This window comes from Vibrio sp. MM46 (genome assembly GCF_027587135.1).
Lineage (GTDB): Bacteria > Pseudomonadota > Gammaproteobacteria > Enterobacterales > Vibrionaceae > Vibrio > Vibrio harveyi.
The window spans coordinates 339,815-363,933 of the sequence record NZ_JAPPTO010000002.1 but is presented as its reverse complement, the minus strand read 5'-3'; the positions used below and the strand labels follow the sequence as shown (position 1 = coordinate 363,933).

At 45.8% G+C, this 24,119-nt stretch carries 20 protein-coding genes; 14 read left to right on the top strand and 6 right to left on the bottom strand.

The features are described from left to right. Positions 1 to 20: 20 nt before the first annotated feature. The 7 genes from OH459_RS03625 (at position 21) to OH459_RS03595 (ending at position 7,743) form a co-directional block, all read left to right on the top strand. Entirely contained in the window at positions 21 to 1,817 is a 1,797-nt protein-coding gene (locus OH459_RS03625; protein ID WP_005450642.1) for an FAD-dependent oxidoreductase, read from the top strand. After that, on the top strand, positions 1,814 to 2,584 hold the full coding sequence (locus OH459_RS03620) for a (Fe-S)-binding protein (protein WP_269985686.1): 771 nt from the start codon (positions 1,814 to 1,816) through the stop codon (positions 2,582 to 2,584). Before OH459_RS03625 ends, OH459_RS03620 begins: the two co-directional genes overlap by 4 nt. A gap of 55 nt (positions 2,585 to 2,639) precedes the next feature. After that, positions 2,640 to 3,317, top strand: a complete 678-nt coding sequence (locus tag OH459_RS03615; protein ID WP_005450645.1) for a TVP38/TMEM64 family protein — start codon at positions 2,640 to 2,642, stop codon at positions 3,315 to 3,317. Between the two features lie 335 nt (positions 3,318 to 3,652). Beyond that, positions 3,653 to 4,810, top strand: coding sequence for an ABC transporter substrate-binding protein (locus OH459_RS03610; protein ID WP_009701860.1), 1,158 nt, complete (start codon positions 3,653 to 3,655; stop codon positions 4,808 to 4,810). Between the two features lie 9 nt (positions 4,811 to 4,819). After that, positions 4,820 to 6,529 (top strand): ABC transporter permease, encoded by a 1,710-nt coding sequence (locus OH459_RS03605; protein WP_017819507.1) that lies wholly within the window; start codon positions 4,820 to 4,822, stop codon positions 6,527 to 6,529. Further along, complete coding sequence (locus tag OH459_RS03600; RefSeq protein ID WP_005450651.1) at positions 6,495 to 7,142, top strand: ATP-binding cassette domain-containing protein; 648 nt, start codon at positions 6,495 to 6,497, stop codon at positions 7,140 to 7,142. Before OH459_RS03605 ends, OH459_RS03600 begins: the two co-directional genes overlap by 35 nt. Then, the gene (locus OH459_RS03595; protein WP_005450653.1) at positions 7,135 to 7,743 is read left to right on the top strand and encodes a CDP-alcohol phosphatidyltransferase family protein; all 609 of its coding nucleotides are present in this window, start codon (positions 7,135 to 7,137) and stop codon (positions 7,741 to 7,743) included. Before OH459_RS03600 ends, OH459_RS03595 begins: the two co-directional genes overlap by 8 nt. Positions 7,744 to 7,812: 69 nt before the next feature. On the opposite strand, the gene OH459_RS03590 is transcribed toward OH459_RS03595, so the two are convergent. Beyond that, complete coding sequence (locus OH459_RS03590; protein WP_017188183.1) at positions 7,813 to 7,965, bottom strand: hypothetical protein; 153 nt, start codon at positions 7,963 to 7,965, stop codon at positions 7,813 to 7,815. Between the two features lie 270 nt (positions 7,966 to 8,235). Between OH459_RS03590 and norR the strand changes: the two genes are divergently transcribed. From norR to OH459_RS03575, 3 genes are all read left to right on the top strand, one after another. Continuing rightward, positions 8,236 to 9,765, top strand: coding sequence for a nitric oxide reductase transcriptional regulator NorR (norR, locus tag OH459_RS03585; RefSeq protein ID WP_005450661.1), 1,530 nt, complete (start codon positions 8,236 to 8,238; stop codon positions 9,763 to 9,765). A gap of 547 nt (positions 9,766 to 10,312) precedes the next feature. Further along, on the top strand, positions 10,313 to 11,974 hold the full coding sequence (hcp, locus tag OH459_RS03580; protein ID WP_269985677.1) for a hydroxylamine reductase: 1,662 nt from the start codon (positions 10,313 to 10,315) through the stop codon (positions 11,972 to 11,974). A 76-nt stretch (positions 11,975 to 12,050) separates the two neighbouring features. Beyond that, complete coding sequence (locus tag OH459_RS03575; RefSeq protein WP_017188185.1) at positions 12,051 to 13,094, top strand: hybrid-cluster NAD(P)-dependent oxidoreductase; 1,044 nt, start codon at positions 12,051 to 12,053, stop codon at positions 13,092 to 13,094. Positions 13,095 to 13,234: 140 nt separating this feature from the next. Here the strand turns inward: OH459_RS03575 and OH459_RS03570 are convergent, their stop codons facing one another. The 4 genes from OH459_RS03570 to OH459_RS03555 all read right to left on the bottom strand — a co-directional run bounded on the left by OH459_RS03570 (position 13,235) and on the right by OH459_RS03555 (position 18,243). Beyond that, a complete protein-coding gene (locus OH459_RS03570) occupies positions 13,235 to 14,167 on the bottom strand; it encodes a class I SAM-dependent methyltransferase (RefSeq protein WP_005450667.1) in 933 nt (310 codons plus the stop codon). Between the two features lie 31 nt (positions 14,168 to 14,198). Further along, entirely contained in the window at positions 14,199 to 14,891 is a 693-nt protein-coding gene (locus tag OH459_RS03565; protein WP_269985674.1) for a TIGR01621 family pseudouridine synthase, read from the bottom strand. Positions 14,892 to 14,940: 49 nt separating this feature from the next. Then, on the bottom strand, positions 14,941 to 16,554 hold the full coding sequence (locus OH459_RS03560) for a methyl-accepting chemotaxis protein (RefSeq protein ID WP_026000108.1): 1,614 nt from the start codon (positions 16,552 to 16,554) through the stop codon (positions 14,941 to 14,943). Between the two features lie 261 nt (positions 16,555 to 16,815). After that, positions 16,816 to 18,243, bottom strand: a complete 1,428-nt coding sequence (locus tag OH459_RS03555) for a sodium-dependent transporter (RefSeq protein WP_005450673.1) — start codon at positions 18,241 to 18,243, stop codon at positions 16,816 to 16,818. A 372-nt stretch (positions 18,244 to 18,615) separates the two neighbouring features. On the opposite strand from OH459_RS03555, the gene cls reads away from it, so the two are divergent. From cls to OH459_RS03535, 4 genes are all read left to right on the top strand, one after another. Further along, complete coding sequence (cls, locus tag OH459_RS03550) at positions 18,616 to 20,073, top strand: cardiolipin synthase (protein ID WP_005450675.1); 1,458 nt, start codon at positions 18,616 to 18,618, stop codon at positions 20,071 to 20,073. Positions 20,074 to 20,265: 192 nt separating this feature from the next. Further along, complete coding sequence (locus tag OH459_RS03545) at positions 20,266 to 21,471, top strand: cystathionine beta-lyase (protein WP_005450676.1); 1,206 nt, start codon at positions 20,266 to 20,268, stop codon at positions 21,469 to 21,471. Between the two features lie 280 nt (positions 21,472 to 21,751). Further along, positions 21,752 to 22,654 carry an esterase/lipase family protein gene (locus tag OH459_RS03540; protein WP_009698161.1) on the top strand — a complete coding sequence of 301 codons (903 nt, stop codon included), beginning with the start codon at positions 21,752 to 21,754 and terminating at the stop codon, positions 22,652 to 22,654. 13 nt (positions 22,655 to 22,667) lie between these two features. Beyond that, positions 22,668 to 23,528: a lipase secretion chaperone gene (locus tag OH459_RS03535; protein WP_269985667.1), complete on the top strand. Its 861-nt coding sequence runs from the start codon at positions 22,668 to 22,670 to the stop codon at positions 23,526 to 23,528. Here the strand turns inward: OH459_RS03535 and OH459_RS03530 are convergent. After that, positions 23,525 to 24,085 carry a DNA-3-methyladenine glycosylase I gene (locus OH459_RS03530; protein WP_005450686.1) on the bottom strand — a complete coding sequence of 187 codons (561 nt, stop codon included), beginning with the start codon at positions 24,083 to 24,085 and terminating at the stop codon, positions 23,525 to 23,527. The genes OH459_RS03535 and OH459_RS03530 overlap by 4 nt on opposite strands. Positions 24,086 to 24,119 lie beyond the last annotated feature (34 nt).

The window sequence follows — 24,119 nt, the reverse complement described above, 5'->3', positions numbered from 1 at the left end:
CAACACGGAAATAGCAGTTAATGAACAATGTAATTTTTAGTCAAAAGCTATTCGACACCGCTCAAATGATTGTCGATGGCTGTATGGGTGATGCCGATCCGGCATGTCAAACCGCGTGCCCAATGCACACAGACGTAAAGCAATACGTTCGCATGGCGGGTGAAGGTGATTTTCAAGGTGCTCTGGATCTGATCCGTAGCAAACTATTCCTTCCTCAAACACTAGGTCGCATCTGTGCACATCCGTGTGAAGCGTCTTGTCGCCGTAATTCTGAGTTTGGTCAGCCAATCAGCGTAGCTGGGATTAAACGTTTCGTCGCAGAGAAAATGGATAACCAAGATCACTGGGATCTAAACATTGCGCCCCTAACTAACAAGCACATCGCGATCGTAGGTGCAGGTCCTGCTGGCGCTCAAGCGGCAATCGAACTGCGTCGTCAGGGTCATGAAGTCACCATCTATGAAAAGCTGGACGTTTACGGCGGCATGATGCGTGTTGGTATCCCTGAATACCGCCTGCCACGCGATGTTATCGATTTCGAATACAGCTACTTAGCGATGCTGGGAATCAAAACTCAGTTTGGCGTTGAGATCGGCAAAGACATCAGTTTCGAAACACTACGCAACGAGCATGATGCGGTGGTACTTGCACATGGTGCGCACGTAGGTTCGATCATCCCTCTGCCGGGTCATGACAATGATGGCGTGTTCTCTGCGGTTGAATACCTAAAAGAGATTTCTGAAACTCGCCAATTCCCACGAGCAGGTAAGCGCGTAATGGTTATCGGCGGTGGTGACGTAGCGATGGACTGCGCACGCTCTTCATGGCGTATCGGCGCAAGTGAAGTTTACCAATGTTCACTTGAGAGCCTTGAGAACCTGCCTGCAAGCCAAATCGAAATCGATGAGTCACTAGAAGAAGGCGTTGAATTCCATGCGGGTTGGGGACCTGTCGCTATCGAGCACGAGAGCGGCAAAGTAACAGGCATTACTATCAAGAAAGTGCTGTCGATCTTTGATGAGCAAGGCAACTTTGCACCTCAGTACAGCGAAGAAAGCAAAACTATCTCTGTGGATACCGTTGTTTTCGCTACGGGTCAAATCGTGGCAGATATTACTGACGGTGCACTAGAGCAAACTCGCGGTGGCCGTTACGTTGTCGATAAACAAACACTAGCATCTAGTCTAGAAGACGTATTCGTAGCTGGTGATGCGTGTGGCGGGAACATCGTAATTGAAGCGATGGCATTAGGTCGTAAAGCAGCAATGAGCGTTGAACGCTTCCTGACGACTCGTCCACTAACTGAAGACCGCGACTTCGAGCAAGAATACAGTTACTCATCTCGTCTAGACGTACCACTACCAAAAGGTACGGTAGATACCCCTCGCCTACACGGTGAATTGCGTGACGCTGAAGAGCGTAAGCAGGATTTTGCACAAGTGGATTTAGGCTTTACTGAAGCGCAAATCAAACTAGAAGCTTCTCGCTGCCTGCAATGCAGCTGCAAGCTATGTATGACCGAGTGCATCATGATGAATGACTTCAGCGACTGTCCGAAAACCATTTTCTCCGACTTTGTGAACAACAAGTCGATGGATCCACTGATGGCTTACTCATGCAACGCGTGTGACCAATGCACCATCGTGTGTCCGAAAGACTTCCCAATGAAAGAGATGTTCCTAGGGGCACGTGCTGACTTTGTTAAAGCAAACAACGGTGAATCTCCAATGCCGGGTCATAAAGCGATCAACATGCACCAGAAGCTTGGCTTCTCAAAAATCTTCACTATGGCAAAACGAGCGGTATCGACAAAATGAGTAATAAAGTATTTATGCCAGGATGCAGCTTGCCATCCTATTCACCTGAAGGTGTAGCTGCCATTGCTAGCTACCTAAAGCAAGTATTTCCAGACATGGGCGCAGTTCAAAAATGCTGTGGCAAACCGACTGCAGCTATCGGTCAAACGGAGAAGTTTAAAGAGCGTTACGGTCAGCTACAGGCTGATTTTGACAAGCTAGACGCACAAGAAGTGATTGTGGCGTGTCAAAGCTGCTACGGCATGATCAAAAAATCTGGTGGCACACAAAAACCAGTGTCTTTGTGGAAGCTACTTCCTGAAATTGGTTTACCGGAAGAACTGCGCGGCAAAGCCATAAACAGCGACGTGGTGTTTACCATTCACGACTCTTGTTCAACTCGCTACGAGAAAGAGCTGCAAGACGGTATCCGTTGGATATTAAACGAACTTGGTTACAAAACCTCTGAGCCAGAACACACACGAGAAAACACCCGCTGCTGTGGCTTCGGCGGCATGGTTGTACCTGCAAACCCAGATGTGGCAACGCGCGTAATTAAGCGCCGTGTTGAAGAGTTTGAAACCGACTACGTAGTGGTTTATTGCTCGGCATGTCGTGCATCCATGATGGGTGTTGGTACAAAGTCTTGGCACATTCTGGATCTAATGTTCGGTCCTGTGATCATGCAAGGTGATGAGCCGCCAGTAAACGTACTTGCAAGCCCTGTAAAAGCTTGGTTCAACCGCTACAAGTCAAAAGCGGGCCTGATCAAGTGTATGTCAGTGTAACTGTCTCTGTGTCGCTATCTCTTTTTAATTATTAGGTTTAAGTGAAGTTGAACTTATGAAACTCGTAAAAATCGCTCTTATCGTCGCTGTTGTAGCTCTCGCTCTGTTCGCGGCAAAACAAACTGGCATTCTTGAAATCATCACTGACATCAAGAGCCTACAAGATTGGATCGCAAGCTTTGGTGTGTGGGGTTACGCCGTATTCGTAGCAGCATTCGTATTTGCGTGTGTTTTCCTACTACCGGGCAGCGCATTTACCATTGTGGCAGGTATCGTATTTGGTCCTATCAAAGGTGGCGTATTGGCGCTCTTTTCTGCAACGCTTGGTGCAGTAGCAGCCTTTATCGTGGCGCGCTTCCTACTGCGTAACACCATCATGAAGAAGTTTGGCGACAACCCAATATTCAAGAAAATCGATGACGGTGTAGCAGCAAACGGCACCAGCTTCTTGATTCTGACTCGTCTTGTGCCTGTATTCCCATTCAGCCTACAAAACTACGCTTACGGTCTAACCAGCCTAAACCTTGGCACTTACGCTCTGGTTTCTCTGTTGACCATGGCGCCAGGTGCTTTCATTTTTGCTTACATGGCTGGTGACATCGCAACAAACGGTGTGTCTGCAATGTTGTTGGTAAAATTTGCGGTTGCGGGTCTTGTGCTGTTTGGCATGTCTTTGATTCCAAAATACATCGCAAAGAAAAAAGGCATCAACATGGAAGAATTAGCGAAGTAATCCGGTCTATCCATTATTGAAGCCAAAATAGTGCGACTTATCGAGAGTCGCACTATTTTCATTGCTACTGATTTGCTCACACTTTGTCCTTAAATTGGTGACTTTTAAGACCAAAAACTGACGTGGATTGGTATCACCTCACAAGGCGAGTAATTCTCTGAATCTATTATCAAATTCGCGTTGATAATAGAGCAAGATAGATTACTATCCATCTAGAGGGAACGGAGCTTCCAGCGTGGTTTATCCCCAATTCAGAGTACCAAAACAGCCGTTTGTACCTCATGGGAATATAAAGCTCCAAAATGAAAACAAAGATAAAGAAACACGGATTACGTATGAAAAAGCTACTTAGCACCATTGGCATTTTAGCCACCACATTCGCGACCTCCTCTTTTGCATCTTCGACCGCTGAAGAATGGCAAAAAATAGAACAGCAAGCCGACGGTCAGACCGTTTATTTTCATGCTTGGGGTGGTAGCCAAGAAATTAACCGCTACATCCAATGGGCAGGCAAAGAGCTTAAATCTCGCTACAACGTGACACTTAACCACGTCAAGGTCACCGATATTTCTGAAACCACCACTCGTCTTATTGCTGAAAAAGCCGCAGGGAAAAACAGCGGTGGCAGTGTTGATATGGTTTGGATTAATGGCGAAAACTTTAAATCGATGAAAGACAACCAACTATTGTTTGGTCCTTTCGTTGAAGGTTTACCAAGCTGGCAGTATGTCGATAAAACCCTGCCTGTTGATGTCGATTTCTCTGAACCAACAGATGGTCTAGAAGCGCCTTGGGGCGTAGGTCAATTGGTGTTTATCTACGATGAAGAAACCCTGCACAACCCGCCAAGCTCATATGCTGAAATGCTGAGCTACGCAAAAGCGTTTCCAAATCGTCTGACATACCCTCGCCCACCGGAGTTTCATGGCACCAGTTTCATCAAATCTCTACTGATCGAACTGAGCAATAACGATCCTGCACTGCAAAAGCCAGTGACAGACGAATCATTCAAAACCGTCACGCAACCTCTATGGGCTTACCTAGATGAATTTCACAAAGTCGCATGGCGTGGCGGTAAGCAGTTTCCGGGTGGCACAGCAGAAACGGTACAACTACTAGATGATGGTCAGATTGACTTAGCCGTCACTTTTAACCCAAATGCGGTTTATTCAGCACAATCTAGCGGCAACCTTGCAGATAGCACCAAAGCGTATGCGATGGATGCGGGTGCACTTTCTAACATTCACTTCTTAGCTATCCCTTGGAACGCAAACGCCAGTGCAGGGGCTCAAGTTGCTATAAACTTTTTATTAAGTCCTGAAGCGCAATCTCGTAAAGGTGATATCAACATCTGGGGTGATCCTTCAGTGCTAAGCAGCCAATACCTGACTGGTACGGCTAAAAATACTCAACAATTCAAGTCTATTGCAGAGCCACATCCAAGCTGGCAAGCCGCACTAGAAAAAGAATGGTTGAAACGCTACGGGAATTAATAATCACCCATGTTAAGAGCGCTGTATCTAGTTATTATCGCAGTTTGTATATTACCAACCATCCCGGGTCTACTCGGGGTGGTGGTCTCTGCGCTCGGCTATGTTCCCCCTATCGGCTTACATCATTTTTCACTTGATGGCTTTGATGCTGTGTTTGACTGGGAAGGCGTGTGGACATCTATTGGTCTAACGTTCTACTCTGCCATTTTCAGTAGCTACCTTGCTTGTTTGATGACGTTTGCGATTCTGCAAGCTTCTTGGGGAAGTAAATTCTGGCGTAAAATCGAAGTCAGTCTTTCTCCGCTTCTTGCCATGCCACACGTGGCATTCGCCATTGGTTTTGCTTTCCTATTTGCACCAACAGGTATGGGCGTTCGCGTACTCAACCAAATGTTTGGTTACGATCCAAATGCGCAAACGGTGAATGACTTAGCGTTGCTGATCAAAGACCCACACGCACTAGGTTTGATCATCATGCTTGCCATCAAAGAAGTCCCGTTCCTTTTGTTGATGAGTATTCCGATTCTTCAACAATTGAAGGTCGAGAAGATAGAAAAAGTCAGTCATTCGATGGGGTATAGCTCAGCTCAAGCTTGGTGGAAATGCGTTTTCCCACAATGGTTAGCAAAACTGCGCTTCCCAATGCTAGCCGTGCTGGCTTACAGCTTATCCGTTGTCGATGTCGCGCTAATTATCGGTCCAACCAACCCTCCTACCTTTGCAGTATTGGTATGGCAGTGGTTTAACGATCCTGATTTATCCCTCCTACCAAGGGCGGCGGCGGGTGCGGTGGTGCTGTTTGCTATTGCAAGCCTTTTGATTGGTTTTGCACGACTCGTCGAGTGGAGCATCACCAAAGGCTTCAAGCGCTGGCAATACTCCGGTCGTAGCGGTTTCCGCTTACCAGGAAAGACCTTGTTCTCTATGATTGCTCTACTCGCACTGTTAATGGTGCCGTTGATGGTGGTGTGGAGCTTTGCACAGCGTTGGCGTTTCCCTGACTTATTGCCAAGCCGTTACAGCTTACGTTTTTGGGAATACGAGTGGCAAAGCATTCTTGGCACGCTAGAGCAAAGCATGTTGATTGCGGTGATCAGCGCATCAATTGCTCTGGTACTTGCTCTGATTGCTCACGAATACCGACTGCGTTACCGCTGGCAAGTCCCAGGGTACATCATTGCCGTGCCAATGTTGATTCCGCAGCTTTCCGTTTTGTTTGGAATGCAAGTCGTCACGCTGTACCTCGACAGCAGCGCGTACTTGTTCTGGGTATGTTGGGCACACGTCTTCTTTGCTTTCCCGTTTGTTTACCTATCACTCGACGGTCCATGGCGCAGCTTCGACAATGGTTTGACTCGTGTCGCCTTAAGCCTTGGTAAATCACCGATGCAGGCTTGGTTAAAAGTCAAACTGCCCATTCTTTTGCCTGCGATTGCTTTTGCTTGGGCAGTTGGCATTAGTGTCAGCTTAGCGCAGTACCTACCAACACTCGTGCTGGGGGCTGGTCGCATCAGCACAATAACAACAGAAGCGGTCGCCCTATCAAGTGGCTTTGACCGTCGTGTCACTGCGATTTACGCAATTTGGCAAGCTCTCTTGCCGTTAATGTTCTTCTCTTTTGCGATTTTACTTAGCCGCTTACACGTTAAGTATCGCCGGTTGTCTATTAAAGGTTTACTACCGAATGAGTCTCTGTCTCGAAAACCTCGCCATCCATAAAACCAATGGCGACACGCTTTTCTCTGCCTTCAACATGACGGTAGAGAAAGGTGAAATTGTTACCCTGATGGGTCCAAGCGGCTGTGGCAAATCCACTTTATTGGATGCCATTGCTGGTCACCTATCTTCCGAGTTCGACTATTCAGGCTCAATCACTCTCGATAATGAAAAGTTGGATGCTTTGCCTGCACATAAGCGTCAGGTAGGTATTTTGTTCCAAGACGATTTGCTCTTTCCGCACCTCACCGTATGGGAAAACCTTGCCTTCGCTCTGCCTGATTCAATCAAAGGGGCTGAGCGTAAAGAACGTGCGATGCAAGCATTGAAACACATCTCGTTAACCAAGCTCGCGGAATCTTTCCCAGATCAAATATCAGGTGGTCAGCGCGCCCGTATCGCTCTGACTCGTATGTTGTTGGCGAAACCAAAAGTTGCCCTACTCGACGAACCATACAGCAAACTCGATAAAGATTTGCGCGTGCAGTTTCGTAACTGGGTCGTGGAACAGCTTCAACTCGCTAATATTCCCGCGTTGATGGTGACGCACGATGAAGACGATATCCCTGCAGGCAGTCGTTGCCTAAACTGGCCGTGGGAGACAAGTCATGCTTGATAGCCTAAGCATCAAAATCATTAAGTGGCCACTGGCACAAAGCGCAAAGCTGATCGACAAATGTGGCGTGACGGCTAACCAAACCACACTGTTCGGTTTTGCCCTTGGTTGCTTTGCTCTACCAGCATTGATGGCAGAGCAATACACACTCGCATTAGCGTTTATCCTGCTGAACCGAATTTGTGATGGATTAGATGGTGCGTTGGCAAGAATCCAAGGCATTACCGATGCCGGAGGCTTTCTCGATATTAGCTTGGACTTCTTGTTCTATTCTTTGATTCCATTTGGTTTTGTGTTGGCAAATCCAGAACAAAACGCCGTCGCGGGCGCATTCTTGATCTTCTCGTTTATTGGCACGGGGAGCAGCTTCTTAGCTTTCGCGATCATGGCAGGTAAACGCGGTATCGATAACCCTGTCTACAAACACAAATCTCTGTACTACATGAGCGGTCTAACAGAAGGCACCGAGACCATTGGTTGTTTCGTGTTGTTCTGTTTGTTCCCACAACATTTTGCCGTGATTGCGTATATCTTTGGTGCGGCGTGTTGGTTTACCACATTTACACGTATTTACTCTGGGTTTCATACGCTGAAACCGTAAACAAAACTTAAAGGGAGATTCCTGATTGCTACGAAGGAATGCAGCCGGGAATCTCTTTTCAATCTTCCCTCAATAAAGCATCCCACTCACCACCAGCGTCACCACAATCCCAGAGACAAAACTCGGCACATGCCACTTCTGCTGCTTAGCTCGAAAATACTCTTTTTGTCGCTCTTCTTGATAGCTCTTCACCGCTAGTTCTTTAATGTAATCGTTTTGCATAATCTACCCTCCTGACGTTTTTCAAATCGAGGATAGAAGCTCAAGTTAACTTGAGGTCAATGCTGAAGTTCCAATTTAGGATATATTCCTTAGAAGTGGAGCGATCCTTGTTTTCAATTCATTAAACTCAACCAGTTGCATTTATCTATATCACAGTTCTGGCGTGTCACTTGATCGTCGTCAATGGAACATCAATCTATTTCACCTTTCGATGTTCAAATGACATCAAGTTGCTAGCATGAGCCCATTCAAGATAACTCTGGGCTTGTTATGACTCCTACTGTTGACCATGTACTCCTCAATATCGCACTCAATTTGAGCTCAAATCGCTCTCATGAGCAGCAATACCAAAACCTGATTGATGGGGTCGCACAAGTCTTCCCTTGTGATGCGAGTTGCTTGTTCATATTCGATGAGGATGGCTTTCTAACGCCGGTTGCAGTAAAAGGCTTGTCGAACTCAGTACTCGGTCGCCGTTATTTTCCTAAAGCCCATCCGCGCTTAGACGCTATTATCCACAGCCGTGAGCCTGTTCGCTTCGATGCCGACTGTGCCCTGCCCGACCCATTTGACGGGACATTATTGACCGAAGACCAATGCATTGATGTCCATGACTGCATGGGTTTTAGCTTATATGTTGAAGGGCAACTTGTCGGGGCATTAACCATGGATGCACTTGCGGTTGGCGCGTTTGATCATATCGACCCAGTAGCTATCGAAACCTTCGCGGCACTAACGGCGGCAACACTGCGCAACATTGCACAATTAAAAGCCCTCAAAGCACAAAACCAAAAGCAAAAAAGCGTTACACAAACCCTGATTCAACAAGCGCGATCACAACATGGTGACATGGTTGGCTTAAGTCCACAGATCAATCAGTTACGAAATAATATAGCAACCGTTGCACAATCGGATTACGCAGTATTGGTATCTGGAGAAACCGGTACAGGTAAAGAACTTGTCGCTCATTCAGTTCACGCTCAATCTCATCGCAACGATAAGCCGATGATCTACGTGAACTGTGCCGCTCTGCCCGAGGGTCTGGCGGAGAGCGAACTGTTTGGCCATGTGAAGGGAGCTTTCACCGGAGCTAATAGTCACCGTGCAGGTAAGTTCGAGCTAGCTGATGGCGGCACAATCTTCCTAGATGAAGTGGGTGAATTGCCTTTGGTTTTACAAGCAAAACTACTGCGCGTTATTCAGCAAGGCGAGCTGCAACGTGTGGGCAGCGATCAGCATTTGATGGTGAACGTACGTATCATCGCAGCCACTAACCGACAGTTAGAAAAAGAAGTGGAAACTGGCACATTCCGCGCTGATTTGTTCCATCGATTGAACGTGTTTCCCATCAAAGTACCACCACTGCGCGCGCGTGACGGCGACATTCCAGTTCTTGCGGGATACTTACTGGAAAAAGTGCGCCAGCAATTTAACGCACCAAACCTTCATGTTCACCCTAAGGTACTGACTCAATTAGAGTCTCTGCCTTGGTACGGTAATGTTCGAGAGCTTGAGCATACCTTAACGCGAGCGGCATTACATGCCATTCAGCAAGGCGATAGCACCATCATGCTCAATCACTTTGACACTTCACTCGCGTTAGATGATGTAAAAAGCACATCACATTACTTGCCTAGAGAGAGCCAGCCGATGCGCGAGTTGGTGGAGCGTTATCAACATGACTTGATTGAGCACGCATTGAGCCAATCTGGCGGTGTTTGGGCAAAAGCAGCGGAGTTTTTACAAATGGATCGAGGCAACTTATATCGCATGGGTAAAAAGCTCGGCATAAATAAATAGAGGCTCCCGCTTCGCCCTTGTGAAACAACGATTTACTTTTATCGATAGCAAACAAAGAGATTCCGGATGACTCACTCTGGCTCGTCCGGAATGACACGCAACACCAATGTACATGGGCTAACTGTCCCATCTGGTTTCTCGTATTTCACTTACTCTTCCTCATTCGTAATAATTAAACCGCTCAAGTCTCAGCTTTCTTGTAACTCTTTAAACTCATCAAGTTTTCAGTTGCCTTATTGCGTCATTCCCGACAGCGACGAAGGAGCGCAATCGGGAATCTCTTGCCTCCACAAAACCGCAATAACTTATCTCCTGTTTAACAAGCACTTCTACTATCGCCCGTTAAAACGTTTCTCGCGCGTCGCTTTTATCACCAATTCAAATACACCGTTGTTATTTACACATCAGTTACGTTGTGAAAATCACATCAGTGGCATACTCAAAAAAACATAAAGCCGTTAAAAATCAAAGAGATAATTATTGGCACGCATTCTGCTCTATTGGAGAAAACAAAACGACTATTACTACAATCACTGGAGAACCCAATATGTTCTGTATTCAATGTGAACAGACAATCCAAACCCCGGCTGTAAAAGGCTGTTCTTTCGCACAAGGTATGTGTGGCAAAACTTCAGAGGTATCCGATCTACAAGACGTGTTGGTTTACACTTTGCAAGGGGTTTCTTTTTGGGCAGCACGCGCGCTTGAATTCAATATCATCAATGATGAAATCAACCAGTGGGCTCCAAGAGCATTCTTCTCTACGTTGACCAACGTAAACTTTGACCCAGAACGTATCCTTGAACTGACTTCTCAAGCAGCCACTTACAAAGCGCTGCTAAAAGACCAAGCGATGACAGCAGCAGCTCTTACAGATGAAGTGCTAGTGAACATTCCTGATGTAGCGAACTTCGAGTTGCCAAACAGCGCAGAGGAAATTTTGGCGTTTGCTCCTCAAGTTGCGGTAAACCGCGGTAAAGACCAAGTACACGAAGACGTTATCGGTCTACGTCTGCTTTGCTTATACGGTCTAAAAGGTGCAGCTGCGTACATGGAACACGCACGCGTACTTGAGCAAACCAACAATGACATCTTCGCCGAATACCACGAAATCATGGCTTGGTTGGGTACTGACCCTGAAGATCTAGGCGAACTGTTAGATTGCTCAATGCGTATTGGTCTTATGAACTACAAAGTGATGGAAATGCTGGATCACGGTGAAACAGCAACGTTCGGTCACCCAGAGCCAACAACCGTTAACGTTAAGCCAGTCAAAGGCAAATGTATTCTTGTTTCTGGTCATGACCTTCACGACCTAGAAAAAATCTTGCAACAGACCGAAGGCAAAGGCATTAACGTATACACTAACGGTGAGATGCTGCCTGCACACGGCTACCCAGAGCTGAAGAAATACCCTCATCTAGTAGGTAACTACGGCAGCGCGTGGCAGAACCAACAGAAAGAATTCGCCAACTTCCCTGGCGCGATTGTGATGACCTCAAACTGCCTATTGAACCCGAACGTGGGTCAGTACGCAGACCGTCTATTCACTCGTAGCATTGTCGGTTGGCCAGGTGTCGCTCACCTAGAAGGTGATGATTTTAGCCAAGTAGTCGAGTGTGCATTGGCACAAGAAGGCTTCCAACACGACGAAATCGAGCACAACATCACGGTTGGTTTTGGACGTAACGCACTGATGAACGCGGCTCCTGCGGTTATCGACCAAGTGAAGCAAGGCAACATCAAACACTTCTTCCTAGTAGGTGGTTGTGATGGCGACAAAGCAGAGCGTAGCTACTACACAGACTTCACTGCAGAAGCACCAGAAGATACGCTAATCCTAACGCTGGCTTGTGGTAAATACCGCTTCAACAAGAATAAATTTGGCGACATTAATGGCATCCCTCGCCTATTGGATGTGGGTCAATGTAACGATGCATACTCAGCAATTCAGTTGGCATTAGCCCTTGCGAAAGAATTCGACTGCGACATCAACGAGCTACCTCTTACGCTTGTTCTTTCTTGGTTCGAGCAAAAAGCGATTGTGATCCTACTTACGCTATTCGCACTAGGCGTGAAAGGCATCTACACAGGTCCAACAGCGCCTGCATTCTTGACGCCAAACCTGATTGCAATTATCCAAGAGAAGTTCGATATGCGCAGCATTGGTAATGTTCAAGATGACCTTAAAACTATCCTAGCGGCGTAATCACCTTGCTTATCACGCGCCTCCTTAATTGGGGGCGCTTTTATCTATTGAGTACTCGACAACCAAAGAGATTGTTATGTTTTTTGAATGGCAAGGCAGTCAACCTGTCACCTTACGCTGTGTAGATAAATATCACGAGACTGCCGATGCAGTGAGCCTCAAGCTGGCAGACTTATCTGAATCGCTTTTGTTTGAATTTAAAGCGGGTCAGTTCATAAATCTTGGCATTGAAATCGATGGCAAGATGGAATTCCGTGCCTATTCACTCAGTTCCCTTTCCGGCGATGATTGCTTACAACTGACCATTAAACGCGTCGACGGCGGGAAGGTATCAAACTACATCATCGATAAACTGTTGATTGGAGATACAGTTCAAGCTCTTCCACCAACGGGTGATTTCAACTGTGTTGACCATCCACCAATCACGCTAGAAGGTAAAAAGAAAGCCCTGCTGATCAGTGCTGGATGCGGCATCACTCCCGTATTCGCGATGACAAAACAATGGCTGAGCAATGATCAAGAAGTGGATATCGAATTTCTGCATATCGCTCGCTCTCAACCAGAAACGATTTACTTTGATTTGCTAGAGACTTACCACTCGGTTTACCCAGATTTTAACTTGAAGCTGTTACTAAAAAATCGCGGTGAGACACAGTACCCTGAAGGTCGACTCAGTAAGGAATGGCTTCAGGATTTGGTCCCAGATTTTAATCAGCGCACGGTTTATCTATGTGGTCCAAACCAGTTCATGCTCGATGTTCAAGGTTATTTGACCGAGCTTGGCTTTGATATGGCTAACTTCTTCCAAGAAAGCTTTACACCAGCAGCAAGTGAAGAAGCTGAAGTGTCAGATGAAACGGCAAGTGTGTCAGTCCCCGACTTTGCTCAAACGATTGATGCACAAAAAGGTCAAGTCCTTGCTGATGTGTTGGAAGGCGCAGGGTTACCGTTGATCGTCGCTTGTCGAAGTGGCATTTGTGGCTCTTGTAAGTGTAAGGTTCGCAAAGGCAGTGTTTCTTCAACCAGCCTTGAAACATTAACACCGGAAGAAATTGAACAAGGTTATGTACTCGCCTGTTCTTCGACGATTGAATCCGACCTCGAAGTTCAGATTGGTTAAAGCGGTTGATACAAACATTAAAAAAGCGCCGTACTCGGCGCTTTTTGTTTATCGAAGACTGTAATTCTACCAAGACGCGAAGCATTTGATAGAGATTCTCTATAAGGAGAAACGACTGAGCTGGGAACCTCGCTTTAAACTCAGCTAAACAGCAGAACCTTCAGTGCGGCTTCGCTATCTACATCCATAAACTCTGGTGGGTTGTCCAAACGCTCACGGAATGTCAGCTCAGGCGCTTCTTCCTTCATGCTTTCAATCAAGAAATCGCTGGTCACCGATGGCGAGTTTACACACGCGAGAACTTGTCCACCTTCTGCTAGCAAATCTGGCAAACGGCGTAGAATCTTTTTGTAGTCTTTCGTTAACGCGAAGCTGCCTTTTTGGAATGATGGTGGATCAATGATGATCATATCGTACTGACCTGACTTCTTGATCTTCCCCCACGACTTAAAGATGTCGTGCCCCATAAAGCTCACTTGGTTGATGTTATGGCCATTCAGTTTATGGTTCTCACGACCTTTCGAAAGCGACGCTTTTGCCATATCCACGTTTACGACTTTATCGGCACCACCAGCAATAGCCGCCACAGAAAAGCCGCAAGTATAAGCGAACAGGTTAAGTACATTTTTGTACTTGGCATTTTCACGAACCCAATCACGACCGTAGCGCATATCAAGGAACAAACCGAAGTTCTGGTTACGACCGATATCTAGCTGGTACTTCAAGCCACTTTCTTCAACCACAGGTCGAGCATCTAGCTCACCCAACAGAATTTCTGAAGGTGCGCCGTCAGCATAACGGTGTTGAATCACGATAGTGCGCCCCTGTTTCTCTGCCCACAGAGCAGATTCAGAAAGCGTATTTAAACCAGCTTTTAATTCAGAAACAAACGTCTCATCGACTTCTTTAAATAGGTTAATGATCAACTGACCTTGTAACCAATCACATGTGATTTGCTCTAAACCTTCGAAGCGGCGACCGCGACCGTGGAACAGTCGGCGAATTTCATTGGGAGCTTGTGTTAGCTCCGCTTCTAGATGCTGGAAAAACAGCGGAAGTTGTGATGCTTGCATCGAATTCTCTTATTCGTTTTCTTTGTAATGGTTATTTGATCGTAGGCCAGTTCAGTTCCCACGGAGAAAGCCAAGTGTCGATACCTTGGGATACAATTTCATTGTGCCATTTACTGCCAAGCGCTTTATGCTCGCGTGGATCGCAAACAAAGCAGTGTGTTTCATCTCGATACGGGAAACACAATGAAAATGCATGCAAGTAACCACGGTCAGCGTCATTACCTGCATTGTAAATAGGATCACCAACAATACCCGAACCAACGGATTTTAATGCCACACGAATTTGGTGTGTTTTGCCAGTATGCGGCTTGCATAAAAACAGGCGCTCTCCCGGCTCTGCAGCGAGAGAAAAGAATTGGGTAATCGCTGGATTCGTTTTGCTGTTGACCAGTTTCCATGAAGAACGACGAGAGCGTTCCATGTCCCCCACTACCAGCCCTTGCTTCTTCTTAGGCTTTTTCGAACCAATCGCAAGATAGAACTTCTCGACTTGACGATCTGCAAATGCTTGCGACAACGCGCTTGCTGCTTTTGCGTTGCGACCCAAAAGCAAAATTCCAGACGTCATTTTGTCGAGGCGGTGAATAAGATACAACTGCTCATCACCACTTTGTTTCGCTACTTCTTGCAGCAACATAGTTTCACCATCGTCCTTATGTACTGAGACGTTGGGATGTTTATTGATGATCAGAAAATCTGGATGGGTGTGTAGAATGTCGAACATAAAAAACTGGCTCCACGTTTGGAGCCAGAAGTATACCGATTCTAAGCAATTAGGCGAGCTTAAACTTACCCACCAGCGCTTCCAGTTCTTGAACTTTACGGTTCAGACCTTCTACGCTTTGCGAGCTGTCATTCGCTAATTGTAATGAACGGTTTGAGATGTCGCTGATCGATGTAATGTCAGCCGCAATTTCTTTCGTCACTGCGGTTTGCTCTTCCGCTGCCGTCGCGATTGAGTTCACCATGCTTTGAACATGCGCCGCACCAGAAACGATTTCTTCCAGTGAGTTCACTGCACCCGAGCTTTGACTCACACCAATTTCAACCAAACGACAGCCATCTTCCGTGTAAGTCACTGCCTCTTGAGTGCCGACTTGAATCGCTTGGATGATCTCACCGACCTCTTGTGTTGCCTTCGTTGTGCGTTCAGCCAGAGCGCGTACTTCATCTGCCACCACAGCAAAGCCACGACCAAACTCACCTGCACGTGCCGCTTCGATTGCCGCGTTCAATGCCAGCAGGTTCGTCTGCTCGGCAATGTCTTCAATCACTTTGATAACCGCGCCGATTTTCTCACCATGAGAACCTAGGCTGTTCATCTGCACCGACATATCCGACATTTGCTGTGATACCTGTTGAATACTCTCCACCATCTCAACAATCACGGTGCGACCTTGTTCAGCGGTTGATTCCGACTTGCGTGCTTCTTCAAACGTCGCAGCACCTTGCTCTGCAACTTGAGAAATGGTCAAGCTCAACTCTTCTGCCGCAGTCGCAATCAAGTTTGCTTTATCAGATTGGCTACTTGCACCCGACACAATATCTTGGCTCACAACTGACAGCTCGCCGGTAACCGATTTCACTTCTTCCGATACGAGCGAAATCGAACCAATAAGGCTAGTCAATGATGCTTGCATCTTATTTAGAGAAGTCGCTAGGTTAGCCAGCTCGTCACCCGATTTATCTTCAATCGGTTCTACCGTTAAATCGCCTTCCGCGACACGTTGCGCTAACTCATCGAGCTTACTCAAACGGTGAGTAATTGAATTGGACAATAAGTACGCAATAACGGCTGTTGCAATCAGCGCAATCGAACCAAGCACATAAATCGTCAGTTCAATGCTATTAAACGAATCCGAAAGGTCCAGTAGCGCTTCACTGGTACTTTGGCGACCATCCGTTGATGCCGCATCAAGGATAGATTCAATCGGCGCTAGGTTAGCGTCATAAAGAGAGCGAAGGCGCGCCACGTTCTCTTCAACGTTTTCTAGACCAAGATTAGTCAAAATTTGCGACTCAAAGTCACGAGTGAAATTACTCATGTAACGTTCAACTTTTTCAACATTACGGTAATCTTCGCCACCAACCGTTTCCAAAAGTTTGACTTCAGCAATCGCTGCTGCAAATTCTTGTTTATTTACTTGGTACTCCGCCTGAGCACCCGATACACCTACGATGCTACCTAATGCATCACGATAAACATCACCAGCTTCATCGATCAAAATTAAGTACTGAACAGTTTCAGGAACATCGTCCGTTCTTACCTCGTCAGCCACTTCGTGCGAGTTCAATACTTCTAATGTGATAATTCCAATCATCACCAGCATGATTGCTAAGATTGCACCAAAACTCGCGTACAGTTTTTTACGAACAGACATTGTCACTAATAACCTACCTTACCCTTGTCTTCTATTTTCTAACTTAGTTCATCCACATATTTACACATGCTTTGTAAGGCTTATCGGAACGTTCAACTGCAACTTTAACACTTATTTTTGTGATCCAGCTCTCTTTGCGAGTCGTCTCACAATTAATACCCATTATTAATATGAATTCACTCAATCCTATAAATAATGAATATAAAAAACGGGAGCCTGTGAAGACTCCCGTTTATTAGTTTTTGAATTTAGCTGAATACTTCTCGCTTATAGCTTCTTAGAAAAGATACCTGCGAGGGCAATGATACCAATACCAAGTAGCATGATTTCGCCTTTACCGCTGTCGAAACCAGACTTGATGCCCATGAAAGCTACGATTGCGATAGCGACTGGGATTACGTATTTAACTAGGTTGTACCAAAGACCAAATAGAGGGAAAGAAACTTTACCGTCGTTAGTGATCTCTTTTTCAAGGTCAGCACGGTTTAGACGCCAACCTGCAAAGATACATACCAACATACCGCCGACCGCTAGGAAGATCTTATCTGTTAGTAGGTCGAAGATATCAAATGCGCCCGTACCGAATAGAGTTGGACCAACACCACCAAGTGACAGCGACGCGAACACACATAGTGTTGCCATTACGACGCTCGCAGACAGTACTGCTGTTGAACGCTTCAGACCTTTCTCATCGATTAGGTAAGAAACCACAACCTCTAGTAGAGATACAGAAGACGTCAGTGCCGCAACAGTAAGACCAATGAAGAACATCAGAGCAAATAGAAGACCAATTACGCCGCCCATTTCAGCAAACAGTTGAGGTACAACTACGAAGACTAGACCTGGACCTGCTGCTGGCTCCATACCAAATGCGAACATTGCAGGGAACATTGCTACACCCGCTAGGATTGCAACACCTGTGTCCATTGCCGTAACCATACCGGTTGTTTGAACTAGGTTCTCTTTCTTCTTCAGGTAAGAACCGTAAGTCATCATACAACCCATACCCAGACTTAGAGAGAAGAATGCCTGACCTAGCGCAGCTAGAACGACATTGCTGTCTACTTTTGAGAAGTCTGGCATGAACAGGAACTCAAGACCTGCCATTGCGCCCGGTAGCATCAGACCTTTCACTGATACAACGATCAGGATAAGGAATAGAAGAGGCATTAGGATTTTACCCGCTTTCTCGATACCGCCAGAAATACCTTTCATTACGATAACGATGTTTAGGAACAGGTAAACACCCATCCACATTAGCGGTTGAACTGGATCAGAAATGAAGCCGCCGAAGCTGTCACCAATTGCTTCAGGAGCACTTAGTAGACCACCGCCTACTTTAAAGATGTACGCTAACGCCCAGCCACCTACTACAGGGTAGAAACCCATGATCAATAGACCACTCAGTACGCCGATAACACCCGTAAATGTCCAACGACGATCAGTCGATTTGAAAGCACCTACTGCTGAAAGACCTGTCTTGCGACCAATAGCGAACTCAGTAAGCATGACGCTAAAGCCGATAAAAATAACAAACAAAAGGTAAATTGCAACGAACGCACCGCCGCCGCTCTCACCAGCTGTGTAAGGGAATTTCCATATATTGCCTAAACCGACAGCGGAACCCGCTGCTGCCATTACGAAGCCTAGTTTAGACCCCCACGTATCACGTGGTGCTGCTGTATTTGTAGCCACGCTTTTTCTCCAAAATGTTTTGTTGTGTTTGCATAGAGATAGGCGTCTAGAATATGTTCGTGTAAATATTAATGTACACTTTATAAGATGTTTGTGTGACGCTCTATGTATGGCAAGTAAAGCAGTTTAACTTTAAAATTGGAACCCCGAATAGCACATTTATCGCGCAAATGTATCATTGTTCACGCTAAATGCTGCTTTTTTGCGCAAAAGTTAAAGTTTCATCCAACTTTTCACACCTTAGTAACACATTACCCCGTTATAAAATCTATTTCACAACATAAAATCACCTAACCGTGTTGGTATGAAAATAGTTTCCCGTTACGTCATTTCCGCTTAATATCCATGTTGGGCTTATTACTTTTGGCGTATATGGACAAGTTCTATCACTTTCTCACCCTAGCTAGCATCGGGCTTTATTGGTTCCTAGTGGCTGGTGTCACTATTCGTGTCGTATTAAAACGTCGCGCTGTTAGCGTCTCTCTTGCATGGCTGATGATCATCTACATCCTGCCAGTGCTTGGCGTTGCCTGTTATTTCTTATTTGGTGAGCTTAACCTTGGTCGAAAACGTGCAGAACGGGCTAAAGTGATGTTCACACCGTTCCAACAATGGTTCACTCAGTTAAATGATTGTAACGCGCATGTTCCAGAAGCAATGGGGCGTCATATCTATCGCATTGACGAGCTATGTAACAACCGTTTGGGTCTTCCTGCATTAAGTGGCAACACACTTTCACTTCAGCAATCACCGGATGAAATCCTTCATTCCATCATTGAAGATATCGAAAACGCACAACACAGCATTCGAATGGTGTTCTACATTTGGCACCCAGGAGGCTTAGCCGATTCAGTCGCTTCTGCACTGATTCAAGCGGCAAAACGTGGCGTAGACGTAAAACTGCTTCTTGACTCTGCTGGTAGTCCGCGCTTCTTCCGCAGTCATTGGTATAAGATGATGAAGGATGCGGGCATCGATGTAGTACAAGCATTGGAAGTTAAAATGTGGCGTATCTTCCTGCGCCGTTTGGACTTGCGTCAGCATCGTAAGATCATCGTGATTGATGACGAAATTGCTTATACAGGCTCAATGAACTTGGTCGACCCTGCTTTCTTTAAACAAAGCAGTGGTGTTGGTCAGTGGATTGACATCATGGTGCGAATTACCGGTCCTACGGTCAACGTGCTAAGTGCCATTCACTGCTGGGATTGGGAAGTAGAAACAGGTGAACGTCAGTTACCTAAACACCCAGAGTGCCGCATTGACAACAGCGATGAGTTTCAACATCCAATTCAGGTGGTTCCATCTGGTCCGGGGATGCCGGAGTACTTGATTTACCAAGTACTGACTTTGGCGATCAACCAAGCGAATCGCTCGGTGAGGATCACCACACCTTACTTCGTGCCAAGCTCTGATTTACTCGAAACATTAAAAATGACCGCACAACGTGGCATCGATGTTGAGCTGATCATCCCGCACAAAAACGATTCCATGATGGTGCAATGGGCATCGCGAGCTTTCTACAGTGAGTTGATGGCTGCTGGTGTGAAAATCTACGAATTCTATGGCGGTTTATTGCACACTAAATCGGTGGTGATTGATGATCAATTCTGTCTGGTCGGCACGGTAAACATGGATATGCGCAGCTTGTGGCTCAACTTTGAGGTAACTCTGGCAGTAGATGACGAAGAGTTCACCAAGCAAATGTCGTGGCTGCAGGACACCTACATCCAACAATCACACACTGTTGACAAAGAAGAATGGGAGAAGCGCAGTATCTTCTCTCGTTTCTTGGAACGTGTTTTCTATCTATTTAACCCATTGCTATAACAAATGAGTTAAAGCTAATAAATCTCTACAAAACCGACAGTTCTATGCTGTCGGTTTTCTTTATCTGTTGCACTTTCTCACTATTTTTCGCTCTATGCTCTGACGAGTCGTTTCATTTCTACTTTTCCCTTGCAAACCACCCTTGGTCCATGTTTTAAATATTGAAAATCGTAATTTAGACAGGGAATTTTTATGTCAGAAGGCAAAAAGACCAAACTCGTTACCGCAGGTCGTGATAAGAAGTGGACAAATGGCGTGGTAAACCCACCAGTGCAGCGCGCTTCTACTATAGTGTTTGATACCGTCGCAGAAAAAAACCAAGCGATGATCAATCGTACGAATAAAACCCTGTTTTACGGACGCCGTGGTACAAACACACACTTTGCCTTTCAAGATGCTATGGTAGAGGTCGAAGGCGGCGCAGGGTGTGCCCTTTACCCATGTGGCACGGCGGCGATTTCTAATGCCATCTTGTCTTTTGTCGAAACGGGCGACCATATCTTAATGGTGGATACCTGCTACGAACCTACTCGCGATTTCTGTGACACCATCATGAAGAAGATGGGTGTAGAGACAACTTACTTCGATCCTATGATCGGCGCAGGCATTCGTGACCTTATTCAGCCGAATACTAAAGTGCTTTTCCTTGAGTCTCCTGGTTCCATTACCATGGAAGTGATGGATGTCCCTACCCTAGCAAGCATTGCACACGAACAAGACATCATTGTAATGTTGGATAACACATGGGGCGCGGGGGTGAACTTCTCACCATTCGAGCACGGCGTGGATATCTCTATCCAAGCAGCAACCAAATACATTGTTGGTCACTCAGATGTAATGCTGGGTACGGCGGTTGCGTCTGAGAAGTACTGGGATCAGCTACGCGAGCAGAGCTACCTAATGGGTCAATGTGTTTCTCCTGATGATGCATATCTAGGTCTGCGTGGTATTCGCACACTTGATGTACGCTTACGCCAACACGCGGAAAACAGTCTAAAAGTCGCGCAATGGTTAGCAGCTCGTCCTGAAGTTGACCACGTTCGTCACCCTGCTCTAGAGAGTTGTCCGGGTCACGAATTCTATAAACGCGATTTTACTGGTGGTAACGGTCTGTTCTCATTCGTGTTGAAAAGCTCGTACCCGAAAGCCACCACAGCATTGTTGGATGGTATGAAGCACTTCAGCATGGGTTATTCATGGGGTGGGTTTGAAAGTTTGATTTTAGCTAACGAGCCAAAGAGCTTTAATAGCTTGCGCACAGTGGCGAATCCAAATTTCGAAGGTACATTGGTACGTCTACACATTGGTTTAGAAGATGTAGAAGACTTAATCGCCGATCTTGAAGCTGGCTTTGCTCGATACAATGCATTAGTGCTAGAAAAAGAAGCCTCTTTATAAGCATTCAGAACAATTATTAAATAGCCTCGTACTGCGAGGCTATTTTTTTACCTCTCATTATAGAGTTACTAACTCATTGTCTTAATTAGAATTAACTAACATTCTAATATTCATCAATCCAATGTTAATTGAATCTGTTGATTTTCTTTTGAGTAATCACAGATTAAAACAATGTGCCACAAACGAACTTCTCAACCGCAAAACTTATCTCCTATTTTATAAAACTCATAAGAGGTCATACCACAAGGAGATAGTTTTGAAACTCAGATTCATAACAACAATGCTTTTCGTTTTAAGCACCCTACCTTTTGCATCTGCCAACGCCAGTGGTTACACAGAAACCAAATACCCCATCGTACTTGTCCATGGTTTATTTGGTTTTGATTCCCTTGCCGGAGTCGATTACTTCTATGGCATCCCACATGCTCTAACGAAAGATGGCGCGACGGTTTATGTCGCTCAAGTCTCCGCAACCAACAGCAGTGAAGCACGTGGAGAGCAGCTCTTGGCTCAAGTAGAAACGTTGCTTGCTGCTACAGGCGCGGAAAAGGTCAATTTGATTGGGCACAGCCATGGTGGACCAACAACACGTTATGTTGCTTCTGTACGCCCAGATTTAGTGGCGTCCGTTACCAGTATTGGAGGGGTGAACAAAGGATCAAAAGTAGCTGATATTGTGCGTGGAACGGTTCCTGAAGGCTCCATCAGTGAAGGTGTCGCGGTGAAGCTAGCAGAAGGGCTAGTGACTCTCATTAATCTACTTTCCGGTGGCACTGATCTCGACCAAGACCCACTAGCTTCCTTAGCGGCACTAACCACCGAAGGTTCTTTGGCGTTTAACCAGCATTACCCTGAAGGCATTCCAACCAGTGAATGTGGAGATGGAGACCTATTGGCGTCTAACGGTGTGCATTACTACTCATGGACTGGCTCTTCCAACTTTACCAACCTGTTTGATCCAACAGACGGCGCAATGGTGGTTTTAGGTTTGGCGTTTGATAGTCCAAATGATGGTCTAGTGGGCACGTGCAGCACTCACTTGGGGAAAGTGATTCGTGATGATTACAAAATGAATCATCTGGATGAAATCAACGGGCTGCTAGGTATCCATCATTTGTTCGAAACGGATCCAGTCACATTGTATCGCCAACATGCAAACCGCCTAAAACAACAAGGTCTATAAGAAGGAAGCCATTATGAAGAAAGTCGCTCTCATCACCTTATTCATCGTATCACTCATTGGTGTAGGAGCGGCTTATCTGTTTCCATCGTCTCCACCTTCACAACTTATAAAAGCTCAGTCACAACAGGACACCAGTATTGATCTCTCTTCTCAAAAAGACTTCTTTGAATACACTCTGAGCGGTCTAGGAGAACAAAGCCTTGAAGAAATCAAAGCCAACGTAAAAACTGGTGAATCACAACTAGATTCACTGGATATCAGCGCAGAACTGTTCGAAACTTACCTAGTCTACAAAGAAGCGTTATCCAAGCTAGAACCGTTCGAAGGAAATTCGTTGTCATTAAACGAACTGAAGCAGCTAAATGATGCAATCTTAGCGATGCAAAGCGCGTTTTTTACTGACGAACAAATTGCTCAACTTTTCGATGAAGAAAATCGCTTACGCCAGTTAGCAATAGATAAACTCACCATTCGAGAAACCGAATTAGACGCGGATTCTCAACAACAAATGTTTGAAGAAAACCTCGCCTCTCAACCTAAGTACATTCAACAAAGTGAGCGCAACAACGCGCTAGTGATTGAACTAAATCAGACCTCGGAAATGTCTGCACAGGAAAAGTATTTGGCTCGTGTTGATTTGGTGGGTGAAGAAGGCGCGGAACGACTACAAGCTCTGGATGAACAACGAGCCTCGTTTAACGCATCACTCAACGATTATTTAGAGAAACGTGCGGAGATCATCAACAATGATTTCCTCGGCGAAGAAGAAAAGAAAACAGAAATCGCCGGATTAAGAGAACAAAGCTTCGAGCAAAACCAATGGCGTCGCGTCGAAGCTTTAGAACGGATTCATGATAGTGAATCTAAAAACTAATTCAGTTTTTTAGGACAACCAACAATATGGTCATCGACCATACCTACTGCTTGCATGAAGGCGTAGCAAATGGTCTCACCAACAAACTTAAAGCCTTTCTTTTTGAGGAACTTACTCATCGCTTTGGATTGTTCTGTCGATACTGGCACTTGGCTCATGTCTGTCCAGTGATTCACGATTGGTTTGCCATCAACAAATTGCCATAGCGCCGCTGAAAGGCTTCCGTATTCTTCTATCAATTGCTTTGCCGCTTTGGCATTACTGAATACCGAATTAATTTTGCCGCGATGCTTAACCACGTCGAAGTTTTCAACGATGAATTCGGTACGCACTTCATCGCGTTGAATCAGCTTATCTAAGTCATAGTTTTCAAACGCTTCTCGATAACCTTCACGCTTTTTCAAAATCGTAATCCAGCTTAAACCGGCTTGCGCACCTTCTAGCGTGATGAATTCGAACAATACCGTATCGTCGTGTACAGGCACACCCCATTCAGTATCGTGATATTCGCGTTCAAGTGGATGGTTCATCGCCCATGCACACGTATTCTGTTCCATATTTAATCCTTATAAAAACGCCCCTGACGTTAGC

What these genes read in the sequence shown, in the direction of transcription:
- hcp (WP_269985677.1), top strand. Translation starts at nt 10,313, where the DNA reads ATGTTCTGTATTCAATGTGAACAGACAATCCAAACCCCGGCTGTAAAA.
- norR (WP_005450661.1), top strand. Translation starts at nt 8,236, where the DNA reads ATGACTCCTACTGTTGACCATGTACTCCTCAATATCGCACTCAATTTG.
- OH459_RS03535 (WP_269985667.1), top strand. Translation starts at nt 22,668, where the DNA reads ATGAAGAAAGTCGCTCTCATCACCTTATTCATCGTATCACTCATTGGT.
- OH459_RS03605 (WP_017819507.1), top strand. Translation starts at nt 4,820, where the DNA reads ATGTTAAGAGCGCTGTATCTAGTTATTATCGCAGTTTGTATATTACCA.
- OH459_RS03615 (WP_005450645.1), top strand. Translation starts at nt 2,640, where the DNA reads ATGAAACTCGTAAAAATCGCTCTTATCGTCGCTGTTGTAGCTCTCGCT.
- cls (WP_005450675.1), top strand. Translation starts at nt 18,616, where the DNA reads ATGGACAAGTTCTATCACTTTCTCACCCTAGCTAGCATCGGGCTTTAT.
- OH459_RS03610 (WP_009701860.1), top strand. Translation starts at nt 3,653, where the DNA reads ATGAAAAAGCTACTTAGCACCATTGGCATTTTAGCCACCACATTCGCG.
- OH459_RS03595 (WP_005450653.1), top strand. Translation starts at nt 7,135, where the DNA reads ATGCTTGATAGCCTAAGCATCAAAATCATTAAGTGGCCACTGGCACAA.
- OH459_RS03620 (WP_269985686.1), top strand. Translation starts at nt 1,814, where the DNA reads ATGAGTAATAAAGTATTTATGCCAGGATGCAGCTTGCCATCCTATTCA.
- OH459_RS03540 (WP_009698161.1), top strand. Translation starts at nt 21,752, where the DNA reads ATGCTTTTCGTTTTAAGCACCCTACCTTTTGCATCTGCCAACGCCAGT.
- OH459_RS03575 (WP_017188185.1), top strand. Translation starts at nt 12,051, where the DNA reads ATGTTTTTTGAATGGCAAGGCAGTCAACCTGTCACCTTACGCTGTGTA.
- OH459_RS03600 (WP_005450651.1), top strand. Translation starts at nt 6,495, where the DNA reads ATGAGTCTCTGTCTCGAAAACCTCGCCATCCATAAAACCAATGGCGAC.
- OH459_RS03545 (WP_005450676.1), top strand. Translation starts at nt 20,266, where the DNA reads ATGTCAGAAGGCAAAAAGACCAAACTCGTTACCGCAGGTCGTGATAAG.
- OH459_RS03570 (WP_005450667.1), bottom strand. Translation starts at nt 14,167, where the DNA reads ATGCAAGCATCACAACTTCCGCTGTTTTTCCAGCATCTAGAAGCGGAG.
- OH459_RS03590 (WP_017188183.1), bottom strand. Translation starts at nt 7,965, where the DNA reads ATGCAAAACGATTACATTAAAGAACTAGCGGTGAAGAGCTATCAAGAA.
- OH459_RS03530 (WP_005450686.1), bottom strand. Translation starts at nt 24,085, where the DNA reads ATGGAACAGAATACGTGTGCATGGGCGATGAACCATCCACTTGAACGC.
- OH459_RS03625 (WP_005450642.1), top strand. Translation starts at nt 21, where the DNA reads ATGAACAATGTAATTTTTAGTCAAAAGCTATTCGACACCGCTCAAATG.
- OH459_RS03565 (WP_269985674.1), bottom strand. Translation starts at nt 14,891, where the DNA reads ATGTTCGACATTCTACACACCCATCCAGATTTTCTGATCATCAATAAA.